This window comes from Nocardia miyunensis NBRC 108239 (assembly GCF_001613065.1).
Lineage (GTDB): Bacteria > Actinomycetota > Actinomycetes > Mycobacteriales > Mycobacteriaceae > Nocardia > Nocardia miyunensis.
The window spans coordinates 49,930-65,451 of sequence record NZ_BDBQ01000095.1 but is presented as its reverse complement, the minus strand read 5'-3'; the positions used below and the strand labels follow the sequence as shown (position 1 = coordinate 65,451).

1 protein-coding gene is annotated in these 15,522 nt (G+C 64.2%); it reads right to left on the bottom strand.

Annotated features, from left to right (window positions below; all coding sequences use genetic code 11):
- Nucleotides 1-15,517, bottom strand: a 15,517-nt coding sequence (locus tag NM2_RS37205) for a LuxR C-terminal-related transcriptional regulator (RefSeq protein ID WP_169816312.1), incomplete at its 3' end; no start/stop codon positions are given.
- Between the last annotated feature and the right edge of the window lie 5 nt (nt 15,518-15,522).

Below are 15,522 nucleotides of genomic sequence, written 5' to 3'. Positions count from 1 at the left end.
CATCGCGTGCGCCGGGGTGCGCGCCCGGGCGGTCGCCGTCGGCGGGAGCTGGTCCGATGGGTGAATTCGGTTGCGGCGCAGTGCTGTCGGGCCCGAGTGCCGGGCGTGTGCCGTCGCCGGGGAACGCGGCACCGCCCCGTTTGTCGAAACCGGATTGCCGGCCCCCGGAATCCGCATCCGGCACGACGATGACGTCGCGTCCGTCCCAGACGAGCTGTCGCGTTCGACCGCTCGGGTCCACCACGACGGCCCCTCGGCCGGGCTGGGCGCTCGTCCGCAACATGCGGACGACCTCACCGACCGACTCGTACCGCTCGAGCCGGGTGGCATTGCGCGCCAGCGCGGCTTGGGCCTCGGCCGACCCTCCGACGCCATCCAGCCGCGGATCGTCGTCCTCGGGTGTGCCTTCGACGGGGACGGCGTTCGATCCGCGGGTGGTGCGTTCGGTCGGCGCGGGTATTTCGGCGGCGGGTTTCCTGGCCTTCCAAGGCTCCGGAATACCGGTCCGCCCCCGCGAATCCTGGTTCCTCGGACCCGTCGGAGGGTTTTGCCGTGGGGCGGGGGAGGGGTGCCACGGCGAGGTCCCGAGTCGCGGGTCGTTCGACGGTGCAGGTGTGCTCGGCGCGGGATCGGCGGTCGCCGCCGCGGCAGTCCACGGTGTATCCGTTGTGGCCGGTTGTGCGGGATCGGTGGCCGGCTTGCCGGGATCGACCTCGGTGATAGCCGGCAGTGCGGGTTGGCTGTTGCCGGCCGCGGGCGCCGAAGGTGCGATGGGCCCGGTGGATTCAGGGGTCGGCGCATCGTCGGAGCCGGAGTGCCGAGGCTGATCACCCGGACGTCCTCGGATCGCGCCGTCGCGTGGGGGCGCGTGATCAGCAGTGGGCGGGTAGAGGGCGGAGAGGTCGCCGTCGTCGGATTTGAGGAGGGCGACATAGGCCGCTGTGATTTTGTCGCGCGGGTAGGACTGCGTCCATGTGGTGTGGGTGCGGACGCGCGGGACGCGGCCGGGGTCGTTGGGGTTCGGGTGCGGGTCGGCGGGGTCGGTGATGTTGGTGTCGAAGATGACGACGTTGCCGCCCTTGCGGCCGTCTGCGTTGGTGACGAGGTAGGCGTGCATGTTGGTGCCGTCGTCGAGGAGGATGACGGCGGTGTCGGCGCCATCTTTCATATTTCTGACGTCGGCGATGACGTGGGCGAGGGGGTCCTTGGCGTTGGGGCCGAGATGAGTTGGGACGAGTTGGGTGGTGATGGCCTGCTCGGTGATGGCGGAGCCGGGAGTGAGGGCGGCTTGGAGATAGCGCGGGTTGTTCTGTCCCGGTTGGGGTTCGGCGGCGTTCTCGAGGCCGAGTGCGGCCGCCGCTTCGGAGACCTGGCCGATGCACTCCAGCAACCTCTTCTCGGTGAGAAGGTCGCGACGTTGAGCCGCCAGTGCCAGACCCATCTTGCTGTCGACACCGAATTTCGCGTACAGCCGTGCCAGGAGGGGTTTCGCCCATCGCTGCCCGACCACGGTTCCGATCGCCTGGTTGGTGTGGCCGTCGGCCACCATTCGCAGGACACGTCGTTCCAGCGGTGACAGCCGGACCTGGTTCACGGTGTCGGCACCATCGGCCAGTTCCCCCGCGCGCACCGCTGCGAGCACCGTGGGGATCAGACCGTCGGTGTGGAGTTTGACTCCCGCGTGGGCGATGTAGTCGCGCACCGAACTCGGCGGCACGCCCAGCCGCTCGGCGATGCCGTTGGGCGACTGGCCCGAGGCGATCAGGCCGAGTACTTCCCGTTCCCTGCCGCTCAGTCTCTTGGTGGGCCGGTTCGCGAGGTGAGTGCGGAACTCCTGCAAGGTATTCGGTAGCAGGGCCGGTGTGCCGCCGGGGGCCGGGTCGGGCAGGCCTTCCACCAGCAGGTGGAGTGTTCCGACTTGTGTGGGAGACAGCTGGATTCGCCCTGTCGGCGCGTGCGCTGTCGTTGTCATGCGAACGCCGTCCGCGGCCGTGATCCTGGAATTCAGCTGGGCGAGTAGATGATTGACCTGATCCGGCGGCATGCCCAGTACGGCTCCGAGGGAGGTCTCCGGCAGGCCGTCAGCGAGGAGGCGGACGACATATACTTCGCCTTCCGTCAGCTCGACATAGCCTGCCCGGCCGAGCACTCGCTGGAGCATCGCCTGGACAACTATCTGAACACGGCCGCGCGCACCGAGTTTGCGGCCCGCTTCCTGCAGGTATTCGTCGACGGTGTCCTGTGCGATGCCCAGCCGCTTCCCGATGGCTTTGTTCGAGAGTCCTTGCGCCGCCTGTTCGAGGACCTCGTACTCGCGGGGTGACAAGACGCCGTGAGCGGCGGAATTCGACAGCGGTTGGGTGAGATCGAGTGCACCGATGTCGAGCAGACCCTGGTTCAGGGCCGCCACCACTGTCGAGAGCAGTCCCTTGGTACCGAGCTTCTTCCCAGCGCGAGCCAGGTGGGTCCGCATAACGTGTCGGCTGACCCCCATCCTGGCCGCGATGTGGTCGAATGTGAGGCCGTGCACCGCCAGATTGAGCAGCTCGAGCTCGGGGGGTGAAAGCTCCACGGCCGGCGGATCCTGACCGGCCGTCACCTGGCTGATGAGCTCGCTCACGTCCGCCGGCATCACCGCGAGCGGTGTACCCTCCGGAAATTCGGCCATCAGCGGGGCGGCGGACTCCCCGTTCGCCGGCGGGCCTCGCGATTCGTCTGTGTTGTCGCGGTCGCGCTGCCCGATGCGCAGGTCCGGGGCCGGTGATTCGGCCCGGCCGTCGTCGCCCACCGGCTCGCCCACTCCGGTGACGACTTGCCCTGCGCGCCAGACGATTGCCCAGGTTTTCGCGGTGGTGTCGGTGGTGCCTCCGGTGAGATCGGCCAGTGTGACGGTGCGACCGTCGCTGGTGATGAGCCGCTCGTGACCCTGTTCGTCGGTACCGCCGTAGATGACCCGTCGGCCGTCGACGTCGAAGATGTGCTGGCCGTGGGCATCCACGCCCTTGTAGGTGACTTTGTAGGAGTGTGCGCCGACGCCGTAGCGGTCCTGGTAGGTGCGCTGATCCAGAACCCATGCTGTGGTGCCTTCGCCGGTGCGGTTGCCTCCCTCGGCATCGGTGCTGATGAGGCGTTGCAGGAGTTCCGCGTGCGCGGGCTGTTCTGCGATGCCGTATCCCTCCAGCTCCGCACCGCGGAACAGTGATTTGGCATCCTTCCATCGCACGCCGCGCGGATTCGCCGGGTTGTGCTGGAAGGTGTCGACGACGTCGCCCTGGTCAGCGATGACACCGCCGGTCGAGGTGGCCAGGCAGTCGTTGAGTGCGGAGGGATACCGCTCCGGCCGGGCGAACAGCGCTACGGGGTTATCCTCGGAGTCGATGGCGATGACCTCGACAAGTTCGCTGCGTTCGGCCTGGTACAAGGCGGTCGCCAGATCGGCCGGCGCGACTCGGCTGCCGTTGAGATTTACTACCCAGCGGCTCAACATCCCATAACTCGCGTTGGCGGATTCGATGAGACGGTGGGCGATATCGGCGGCGCTATCGCTGTCCGGGGCGAGATGCCCGAAATCCCGGTCCTCGATCTGGTAGGCGGGCCTGACGGTGGGGCTCGCGGTCTTGGTGCTGTGCGCGACCAGGTAGCCCGCTTGGGCGAGCAGTTCCGCAGAACGGTTTTGCAGCCATTGCGAGGACCGATGGCCCGTCAGCTGCACAGCCGAACTCGCGATCGGCGATCGGTCTTGTCCGTCCTGTCTCTGGGAGGGATAGGTGCGCGCCCACGTATTCGGTGCGGTGGGCGTGGTCACCCGCGTCACCCGGAAGCGCAACGCCCAGCCTTGCGCGAGGAGACCCGAATCAAGCAGGGCGACATCGGATTCAGCGAACCATCGGGCGATCGCCGTCGCATGAAAGTCCGCCAGCGCCGCGGTGACCCGCACCGGATCCTCGCCAGCTATGAAATCGGTGTAGCGGGCCGTAATGGCCCCGTTGCGGCGCTCGAGCACCAGCGTGACCCGACCCGGATGAGAGCGAACCGGGTTGAGCGTAATCGTGATCGAGAGCCGATCGGGTTCGGCCCGCACGCCGGCGAATTCGACCCAGAAATAGTTCCCGGCGCCGGGTATCTGCCGTTCGAGCCCTGCGCCGCCGCGATCGATATAGCTTGCGACGGAATCGATCTGGCCATCGGATGTCCACATCGCGCTGCGCCACAGATCGCCGAAGTGGACGGTGGACGGGTCGACACCGGCCAGCATCAGTTGATGGCGAACCTGTGCCTCGAACTTCGGATGTGCGACCGCTTCGCCGATCGTCCCGCCGCCGACCCCGATCCACTCGATCCGCCCGTGCCGGTCGAACCGCCAGACGCCCGAGCCGCTGGGCCCCTCCTCCGGGTTGTCGAACGTGCCGAGCAGGTCGATATGTTCGACCTCGTCGGAGTTGGCGCTGCGATAGTCTCCCGGCGCCGCGCCCACCACGAAGGTTTCGCTCGCAGTAGTGGTTGTGGTGTGCGGCAAACCATCCGGGCCATAGAACACGCTGCCGCGTCCGGTCAGTGCTCTGGTGTTGCTCTCGGTAATCCTGCTGGGGTCGGGTTGGCTGCCGGAATCCGCCTGTAGGACATCGTATGTCGGGCGAAGCCCATCCTCGATGAACGCCCACGGGCTTGTCCCGTCCTGGTTGATACCACCGGTCGGCCGATCCTGCAGCCGCTGGTCGGTACCGACGCCGGGCGTCGACTGTTCCGCCTCTGCGGTGGTCGGGCGGAATTCCGCCCGAAGCCTTTCGCTGGCCTCCGTGATCAGTTCCAGAACTTCAACGGTCGTCATCCGCACTTGCGCGGCTGCTTCTTCCGGAGAATATCCCGCTACCAGCGTCAGCGTCACAATCCGCTTGGCCAGGTCCGGGTCGGGGAGGTCCGCCAGCGCTTGTACCAGGCGCTCTTCGAATTCGATGTCTGTGAATGGTGAGGCGGATTGGTCGACGAACTGGCGTGGCCTGTTATCTCCATCGTCTTCCTCGAGGGAAGAGATCTCGGAAACCTGCCTGCCGAGAACTGCGCGCGTGGCCGCGACGTCCTTCGGGTCGAGGTCGAGTGTCTCGCATATCTCGGCATCGGTAGGCGCCGAACCTGTTTCTCTCAAACGTCTTGTGATATGCCCGTCGATTTTGATCAGCAGGTTCCGGGTTTTCGTGTCTACATTGGGATAACGGTCCTCGTAGTAGGCCCTGAGCATGGCATATCGGGCAGCTGCCATGGCTGCCGGGGTGAATTCGCCCGGAGGTACGAAGTTTCGCGTGGCGAGCAAGACAGCCATCCTCGCCTGCTGAACTATCTCGTCAAAATGTCTGCTAGATCGAGACCATCGCGATGCCATGGCGACCGGGACCCACGCGTACTTCTCGAAGATGCGGTTGCGGATTCGCTTTTCGGCCGCCGACCCGGGTGCGGTTGCGATCAACTCCCAGAACAAGCGCTCCTCGGCCGGATCTCCCGATGTCACGTCTGTGCGGCTGACGAACTGCCGCAGCGCCACGACAAGCAAATCGTTCGGTATGTTCAACGCGTCTCGCAGCTTCCGCAGAAACTCGATATTGGGATCCCTGGATTTGTTCTCGACTAATCCGATCCATGCCTCGGATGTGCCAACAAGCGTTGCAACCTCCGATTGGGGCATCCTTCGATACAATCGAAGGGATCTCACCCAATTATGCAGAGATTGATAGTCATCAGGGTGAGGATACGTTTCGACATGTGGATTCATCCAGTAGCTGTACCCCCACGATGCTGCTATCTCATTCCATGAATCTGCTCGATACAGGCCGCGATCGTATGTCTGAAGCATGTCCAGTTCGCTGGGTGCACCGATTCCTGCTTCTTGGCGCCTGACTGTCTCGCTGGGAATTCCGAACAGGCTCCCGGTATCCGCGAGTGAAGTGTGGTTGATTCGGCGAAGGTATCTCAGATATTCGCCGAAAGATTCTGTGGCAGCTACGCTTGGAAATATGACAGAATCTCTAGGTAGATAAGTGAAATTCTCGGACAATTCGTCATAACTGACTTCCTCGTCGGCTGCAACCGTGTCCAGGAGTGCTATCACGTCATCTTTTGCGGGTCGGGCAGTCCCGGAGTCCCACCGGGATATCGTGTTCTTGCCCTTTCCGAGCTGTTTGGTCAGCTGCGATCTGCTCAAACCCCGAGACTCGCGCAAGAATTGAGCGTACTGGCCTATGTGTGCATATCCTTCCGGATATTTCGGCACACCGGTCTCGGCGAGTAGCGCCGGGTAGTGCTGTGCTGCGGTGTGATACGTGTCGCGAGCGCCGGGGACGCGGCGTAACAAGGTCCGTACATGTCCTACCCGTAGCTCCGTCTCACCCCGTTCGGCTGCGTGCCACGTGCCGTCCGGTGCGTCGACCAGTTCGTCCATGCGTTGCGGCGTCACTCCCAGGTAGTTGCGTATGGTCGTCAGCCAGGTCACCGTGTCGACCCCGTCCGGCGACGGGAACGGTGCTGTCGGCACGGTTGCGAGGGCGGTTACCTCGAGTCCGGCGTGGGCGAGCCATCTGTTTATCTGGGTGCTATCGAGATGGTGCATGGCGGCATAGTCGGCGAGGGTCTGTCGCGCATGCCCGGAGTCGTCCGCCAGACGTGCCCGGCACCATTCCAGAAACTGTGCCTCTTCTGTCGAGTGCACAGAAGCTTCTGTCGGCGCATCCTGCTGTGAGTGCGGGGGGGCATGGGCCGATGGGCCATCGCCAGGGCGCCGGCTCTCGTCTACGGCCCGGGGTTCGGTGCCGAAGCGGAGTGTTTCGGGTGGTGGTGTGGTGGGGTCGCCGAGGCCGCGCAGGAGTTGCCCCGGGGTGTTGTCGTGCCGCATCTCGGGTGTGCGGCGGTAGGTTATTGCCCAGAGGGCTTTCGTTTCTTCGTGGGTGCCCCCGGCGAGTTGGGGGAGGGTTTTGTGTTCGCCGGATGTGGTGCGGAATGTTTCTCGGCCGTTGATGACGCCGAGGTAGGTGACGGTGCGGCCGTTGATGTCGAATTGTGGTCGGTTGTTGTCGTTGGTGTGGTGGTAGGTGAGGGTATAGGCGTGTCCGCCGATGCCGTATTCGTCGGTGGTGGTGGTGCCGCGGTCTTCGAAGACGAGTGCGGTGATGGTGGTGTCATCGGAAGCGCCGGCTTGGGCGATCATGGCTTGGATGAGGGCGGCGTGAGGTGTGGAGTGTTGGTTGTCGGGGTGGAATTGTTCGGGTTGGGCGCCGTGGAAGGTGTTGGCGTCTTTGAGTTCTTTCCAGGAGACGCCCTTTGTCCAGATGTCGTCGAGGTGGAAGTGTTCGGCGACTGGGCCCTGCTGGTTGATGAGGTGGGTGATGGCATGGGGGACACAGTGATTGATCGGTTGCGGCTGGCTCGTGGATGCTGGCGTTCGTTGTGTGGTGACGGAGTGCGCTGCGGTGTCGTCGGCTGCGGTGCTGCGTGTTGTACGGGGCGCAGCGCCGTCGGTCAGCGGGCCCGGGCCTCGTGAGCTGCGGCCGAAGCTCGGAATCCCACTATTCGCTTGTGGACGGCTTTCGACCGGTCCGATGCCATCGGAGGGTGTCTCGGCTGTGGTGAAAGGCGTTGCGGCCGAGTTCGATTTGCTGGCAACAATGGGATGTTCGGTGGCAGGTCGCCACGGGTGATGCTGGGGCGGGTGAACGTGCTGGTCGTCGCGACTTGACGGCGGCTCCTGGTATTCGTCGAGCTCGATGACGTCTGTGGCCGGAACCCCGGCGGTGGCCTCCGCGGCGTCTGCGTCTGTTCGTGGCCCAGCGGAATCCTGTGAACCGTACGCGGCGCGAAGTATTTCGGTGGCATCCGCGATTATTTGTTCAGCGGAATGCAGCGGGATTCGCAGACGTGTACTGACTTCACCGAGTGAGAGTTCTTCGATGAAGTGCAGAAGCACGACGCTCTCGGCGAGGTCTGGGTCGGGCATGGCTGATAGAGCCTGCTGCATGGTTGCTGTGAATTCCGCGTCCGCAAAGGCGGACGAAGCGGACGGGTCCGCAGCCAGGCTCTGCAGTGAGCCGGATTTAGCGCTCGACGGGTCGAGCGGTGTGTCCAGGTGGACGGTTCGCTGTTCGATCAGCCTGCGTGCCTGCATGATCTCGGCCCGCTCGTGGCCGAGCGCTCGAGCGGTCTCGGCGTCATCGGGCATTGTCCCGGTCTCACCGAAACGTCGGTTGATGTATGCATTGACCTTGATGAGCAGCTTCCGGGTCGGCCCGTCCACATCGGGGAACCTGCGCTCAAAATATGCCGTGAGCATCGCGTAACGAGCCGCTACCCACGCCGCGCGGGTGAAATTACCTGGCGGAACGAAATTCAGCATGGCCGCGAGTATCGCCTCGGCGGCCTGTTGCATGAGGTCATGGCGCAGGTCATCTGAAGTCGCCCAGCGCGGAGCTACCGCACCCGGGATCCATGCGTGCTTTTCGTAAATCTGGTTCCGAATCGTCCGCTCTTCGTCGGATCCTGGCCGGGTTGCGATAAGATCCCAGAACAGACCTTCCTCATCCATATCGATTGATGTCGCACCCGAGCCGGAATAGAAGCGCCGCAGCGCCCTGACAAGGATTTCGTTAGGGAATCCGAGAGCATCCCGGAGTGTGCGTAGGTAGGTGATGGTGGGCTTGGTGGGATTGTCGTGGATGGAATCAGGAACTCCCGCTCGGCCACGCCGGTGAAGGCCACGTTCAATCCTTCGAATCGATGAGCTATGCCTTCCCGTGAGTTCGCCGAGCTTTTCCGGGCTAACCCTTTTATTCAGACGTACTGCCTTGAGCCAGTCGTGCAGCGAACCGAAGAGCTCCGGATCGAAGTTGATCTCTCCGTCCGGATACACGCGGTACTTGAATCCCCATGCTTCGGCCAGGTCGTTCCAGGATATCCCTCGCTGTGAGAAGCGGCGGATCATCTCCAGAATGTGGAGTTCGTCGATCTCGTCCGTTTCTCCGTCTTCATGCAGCCGCAGCGTCAGCGGATGCAATCCTAGGATTCGCGCCGCATTCGCACGTGTCAGATTGTTTATCCGGCGCAGGTGGCGAAGGTACTCGCCGAACGATTCGGAGGCACGGGGATCCGGAAAAACCAACGGTTCCCGCGGCAGGTACGGAAAGCACGCGGCGACCTCGTCGTAAGTGGCTGCAATGCGAGGGGAGAAGCTCCGCAGGTACGTATCGACAATCTCTGGGGGTGGCTGCGCCCGGCCCGTCTCTATGTTTCTGATAACATTGAGAGGCATTCCGGAAATATTGGACAACTGCTGTCTGGTCAGTTTCTGCCGGGCGCGCAGCGAGCGAAGATAGTCGCCGATGAAAGTGTAGCCTTCGGGATTCCCGGGTGATGCATCTCGCGTGTGCAATTCTGGGTAGGACTGCGCGATGTTCGAGTAAAGATCGCGGGCTCCCGGCACCAGACGCAGCAGCGCCCGCAGGTGACGAACTGCCAGCTTGCCTTCACCCCGCTCGGCTGCCTGCCATGTCCCGGGCCGCGCGTCCAGTAACTCATCCATTCGTTCCGGTGAGATTCCCAGGAACCGACGCATTTCCGACAACCATGCTTCTACCCCGTCAGCTCCTGGTTCCGGAAGCGGTTGTGCCGGCTCGTTTTGGTAATGGCCGATATCCAATTCGGATTCCATCAGCCATCGGCGAACCTGGCTCATCTCCAGCCGGTGCATTTCGACGTAACCCGTGAGACTCAGGCGCGGCAGGCCCGACTCGTCATTCAGCCGGTTTCGGAACCATTCCAAGAAGTTTTTCTGCTCGGAAGGCCTGAGATAGAATTTGCGCAACGCCGCTGCCGATATTTTATCCGGAATTCCCAATACAGCGCGTAGGTCGCGAGTGAAATCAATACCCGGCGAACCGGATGTTTCCATCTCGGCTATCCGTGCTCGGGATCTCCTCATCCGTGCGCCGAACTCCGACTGAGACATTCGGTAATACAGTCGCACCGCTCTCACCCAATCGGAGGGCGTTTTACAGTCAGCGGGGTCCGGAATTTTCTCTCCGGCCTCATCCATTCGATAGCCGAACCCCCAGGCTTCGGCGATATCGTTCCACGGGCCGGAACGATGCAGCGCGCGGTCATACGCCTGCAACATTACCAGTTCGTCACTGGTCTCCCTAGTGCCTTCTTCGTGTGCCTGTATGGTCTGCTTGGACAAGCCGAAAATGCGTGCTGCGTCCGCCCGTTTCAGATTGTTCAGCAAGCGAAAGTGCTTCAAATACTCGCCGAACGACTCGGCGACGCGAACGCTTGGGAATGCTACCGAATCTTTTTGCAGGTGCGAATAATTTTCGGCTAGCTCTCCGTATGTTACCTCGGATGGAAATGGGAGCACTCCGGTCAAGCGTTCAATTGTTTCAGCCGGAGGGGCAGCTTTCCCGTTCTCCCATAGTCTTACAATGCTACTGGAGTTGCCGATGCTCTCGGCGAGCGCAGTACGAGAAAGATTGGCAGATTCGCGGAGTGACTGGATATATTCCCCAATATGAGAATATCCTTCCGGATATGCGGCAGCCCCGTCCGCGGTCAGCAGAGCGGGGTAGTGATGTGCCGCATCCGGGTATGTATCACGGGCGCCCGGGACCCTCCGTAGCAAGGCCCGTATCTGCTCTGTGCTCAGGTCTTCGGTACCCCGCTCGGCGGCACTCCACCCGCCGCGTCGCATACCCAGCAACTCGTCCATATGTTCCGGGTCGACGCACAGGAACCTGCGTATCGCCGACAACCAGGTCGTCGCATTTCCCCCACTCGGCGCGGGGAAACGACCAGCCCCGGTAGCGTGGAGCGCATCCGCATCCAGTTCGGCTCGAGCCAGCCACCTGGCTACCTGCGACGGCACCAGACTGTGCATGGCTGCATACTCGGCAAGGCTTTGGCGCGGCTGTCCGGATCGGTCTGCCAGTCGTGTCCGGCACCAGTCCACGAACAGTTGCTCCGCGACGGACGTCGCCGTGTTGATCGGCCCGGGTTGGGCGGACGGCTTGCCTCCGACGGCGGTGTGCGAGCCGATGGGGTTGTCGGGGTTGATCGCCGTTACGAGGGCGGGGTCGAACTGGCCGACCGGTTTGGCGACGCCGGGCTCATCGAACGCCTCGTCCAGTCCCGCAACGGGTGCTTTCGAGTTGGCAATCGGTTCTGCCGGGGCCGGATCGGCCGGTTGCGCCGGGGGCGGAGAAGGCGCTGCGACGACGTCGGTCCGGGCGGTCGGCCCGGTGGAGTCCTCACCCCGGGACCGTAGATGTGCCACCGTCGCCAGGCGCTCGATCGCGGCGACCTGGTCGTCGTCGAGGTCCTCGCCGCGGTGCGATGCGCCGATCGCGGCCGAGACGAGTTGGCGGTCGGCAGTGCCCAGGTGGTCTAGATTGTCGAGCAGTGTGTCCTGAGCTACGGCGAACATCCAGTCGCCGATGTCCTGCCCCGCGGGGACGGGCCAACGGTTGTTTCGGGCGAAAGTCAGGACACCGAAGTGGATCGCGTGTGCCAGCCGTGCGATCTGCGTGGGCGGCTCGCCGCGCGCCGGGTCCCAGCCCAGCAGCGCCAGCACACGCCGGACATCGGCGCGACTGTACCGGCGATCCAGCGACTGCGAGGCAGCCTTGTCGCCCGCCTGTGCCCGGGACAGCGTCGAGGTGTCGATCGGCCACTCGTCCAGCGCGACGAGACCCGGGGGCGTCGGCCTGCCACCAGGATGGACGGCGGTGACGACAGACCCTGGGCCCGAAGGGGATTCGGCTGTGGCGGTTCCGTCCCGGTTCGACCACCCGGGACCGTTGACGTCGACCAGACCCTCCCGAATCCCGGCCGCCACCAGGCATGCGGGTGCGGGGTTGCCGAGCCTGCCGGCGATGTCGTCGAGGTGGTTCTGCAGTTCCGCGGCCGGCATGGACAGAATTTCCGCGACGGACTGCCGGGTCAGGCCTTTGGCGGTGAGGGTCAGCACGTTGGTGTGGTTTCCGGAAAAGCCTGCTGTCGCTTGATGTTTCATCGCGGGGAAGGAGGTGATGTCGAGGTCTCCACGGCGTGTCGCCTCGGCCACCGATGCGGCCCGGTTGGGTACGTTCAGTTTTTCCGCGGTTTGCCTGGCGGTGACTGTCACGGTCTGCCGCGGCAGGCCCAGGCGCTGCGCGATCACCGCCCTGGACAAACCCTGTGCCGTCAGTTCGAGGACGGCGAGTTCCTCGGCGGTGAGCTCGGCGGGCGTTGCGGGAATCCCGTGTTCCGCGGCGATCGATCGGGCGATGCGGCGCAGCGCGCCGGCGGCGAGGGCTCGCACTCCCGTAGCGTGCCAACGCATTCCGGTGGTGACGCGCGCGTTGTGCACATAGGCCGTCTGTTCTTCCGACAGTCCTTGGCGGAATCGTTGCCGCAGGGCCTCTCGCTGGCTCGGGTGGAGCCGATCGACCAGCCGCCCGAACAGGGCGAGGGGGGCCAGGGCGAGGGCCGCGACGACGGGATCGGATTCCGAGACCCCCTCGAGGGCCATGTAGGCGGCCACGACTCCACGTTGCAGTGCCTTCAGATCCAGTGCGACGCCCGGATCCATCTTCGGTGCCGTGGTCGAATGCCCCTGTGCCACAATGAGATCGAATGGAAACCGAGCATCGGTCGCCCGGTTCGGCGTGGATGGCGCGGCGGCGACCGGCCCGGCAGCGGGCGCGAGTGGTTCGCGGGAATCGGCCGGTGCGAGGGAAACGCTCGGCCCGGCGGTGCCCGGTGAGGTCGGCTGTGGTGCGCTCGTGAGCGGGCCCGTCGGCTCGGGCGCTCCGTCGATCGTGTCGTCGGCGCGATGCTGCGCGTGCACCACCTGTGTGAGCCGCTGCAGCACGTCGATCTGATCCGGAGTGAGATCACGCGGCTGAGCGTGGAGCGCGGCCTGGACGAGGTGGCGCTCGGCATCGTTCAGCCGGCCCAAGCCGTCGAGCAGCGCATCGTCGGTCTTCTGGTGCAGCCAGTCGGCGAGGTCCGTGTCAGCGGGCACAGACCATCGGTCGAGTTCCGCGCTGCGAAGTCCGGCGAAGGCGAGTGCGTGTGCCAACTGCTGAACCGGCTGTGCGGGTGTGCCGCTGGTGAGGTTACAGCCCAGCGTGGTGGTCACTTGCTGGAGAGTGGTGGGCCAATAGGTATTCACCAGTGTCCGGACAGCGCCCGGGTGGCCCTGTTGGGCTTGCGGCAGCGCAGCGCTCACACTGGCCGTCTGTGCGCCGGAAGCGTGGACGGGCTGTCCGGCCGCAGCGTCGGGGGCGGTGCTCGACGACATCTGCACGGGCGCGGCAGAGCCACTCGCGGATATCCCTGGCGCCGAACCTGTCGATGCCGGAAGCTGTTGTGGCTGTCCGGGTTTCGTGTTGTCCGGTGTTGCCTCATGCGCGGCGACGCCCGGATTGCCGGTCGGCGCTTCGCCTTCGGGGTGGACCGGGGGTGGGTGCCCGGGTTGCCCAGGGGTGTGCGCGTCGGCGGTGGGGTCTGTCGTCGGCGGTGAATTGGGGAGGTGAGCGGTGGCGGGGTCGTGGGTGCTGGGCTTGCGCACGCCGAGGGGCTGCAGCTTGTGGGTGACCGACCGGATGTTATCGATGGCCTCGTCGAGATTCTTCTGGGAGGCCGCGAGTTTATTGGTGGCCCTGTGCAGTTTCGATTGGGTTTCTTTGGTCGGTGCCGCGGCATGTTCGGCGAGTGCCGCTCGGTGTTCGTTGACCGCGTTTTCATGCTGGACGCTACGGATGATGGCAATCTGGGCCTGGGGGGTATGCGCGTAGAGGGCGTCATCGGGTGCGGTGAAGTATTGGACGCTGCCTTCACCGCCGCTGCGGGCAGTGCGATTTTCGGCCTGGATGTCCACGGCGCGAGATTCGGCGGAGCGGCCGGAGATGAGGACGCGCAGGCCGCCTTTGATCCCCGGGTCGACGGGGATGTCGACGCCGCGTCCGCCTTGCCGGTTGATGACGAGGACTTTGCCCTCTTTTCCGGCTTCGGCGATGATCTTCTGTAGTTCGGCTTCGGCGTGGACGCCGTGGCGGAGAAAGAATTTCGCGTCCACGACAACGTGCTCCACCCCGAGGTCGCCGAGGAGTTTCGAGAGTTTGGCGGGTTCGCTGTTGCGGTTGCAGATGGCAAGTATCGGATTGCCCTCGGGTTGGCCTTCGGCGATGACGTGGGCCATGGCCAGGAGTTTCGCATCCTGATGGGAAATTACTCCCTCCTGGCCGATAGCGTGGTGGTCATCGATGCGTTTCAATTGCGATTCTTTGAAGCGCGGAATATCGACCACGCGCTTGACACCGTGGTTTTCCGCCAATTCTTCGGCGACGCCGTCGGCGGTGCCGGAGAAACCGAACAGCTCATCGCTTTTTTCGGAGGAGAACAGTTTCCCTGCGGTAACCGAGGCGGAGCTGGCGGGATCATCCCGGATCTGGATACCGTGTTTGGCTTCGACAGCTTGCGCCAAGCCGCCGTTCCAGCGGCTTTCGGTGGAGGTTTCGGCGTCGAACATCACCTTGTGGGAAGTTTGGTCGATGATGTAGATCTTGTGCGAGGCCGGATTGCGTACCGGGTCACCGGCATCGTTGGTCACGATATTTCCGTCGGAGTCGGTGAGGAATTCCGGGCCGAGTTCGGGGTGGTGCCACACCACGTAGTGGTCGTCTTCGATGTATTCCCATCCGGCGGTGGCGGCCATGGTCAGCCGGTGGGTTTCCTCGGTCGTGAGCGGCCGGCCGAGGATGTCTTCGATCTTGGCGCGGCCGGTGTCGGTCAGTGCGGTGCCGCCACCGATCTGGCCGGGATCGCGACCGAAATCGAATTCCGTGATCAGTCCGGCCTTCAGGGCGTCATGAAGGAAGGCGTGGGCGTCGGTGACCTGCGCTTGGACCTCGGCGCTGGCGGGGTTTCCGGAGCCTTCGGAGAGGATGAAGGTGGTGTCGGCGTGGACGAGCGCCTCATCGATCTCGTCGACGCCGTTTATCCGGGCGGGTGCGACGTTGCCACGGAGTTCGCCGAAGCCGGCGTCGTTCATGGTGCCGATGTATATGGTCGGTTTCCCGTCGACGGGTTCGGCATAGGGGTGGTCGGGGTTCATGCGCACGATGTCGAATCCGAACTTGCCCAGGATCATCCGGTACTCGTCGAAGGCTTCGTTGGCGAGGACGTCACGGGTGGTGATCACCTTCACCGGTCCGCCGCGGGCGGCCTTCAATGCCGCCGCGCCAAGGAACACCAGGGTCTTACCCTCACCGGCCTGCATGTTGCCCACACCGCCGTCGCGGGCTACCAGTATGGCCATCACCTGTGTCCACCGCAGCAGCCTGCCCTTGGGATCGCCGCGGCGGATTATCTCGATCACCGCCATCATCGCCTCACGTTCGGTGCCGTGGTGGAGCATCCAGTCCACACCCTCCGGTGACACCGTGCTCCAGTCCATCGCCTCGTAATCGTGGAGGATGGCGTCGGTCTCGGCCTTGTATTGCATCGCGA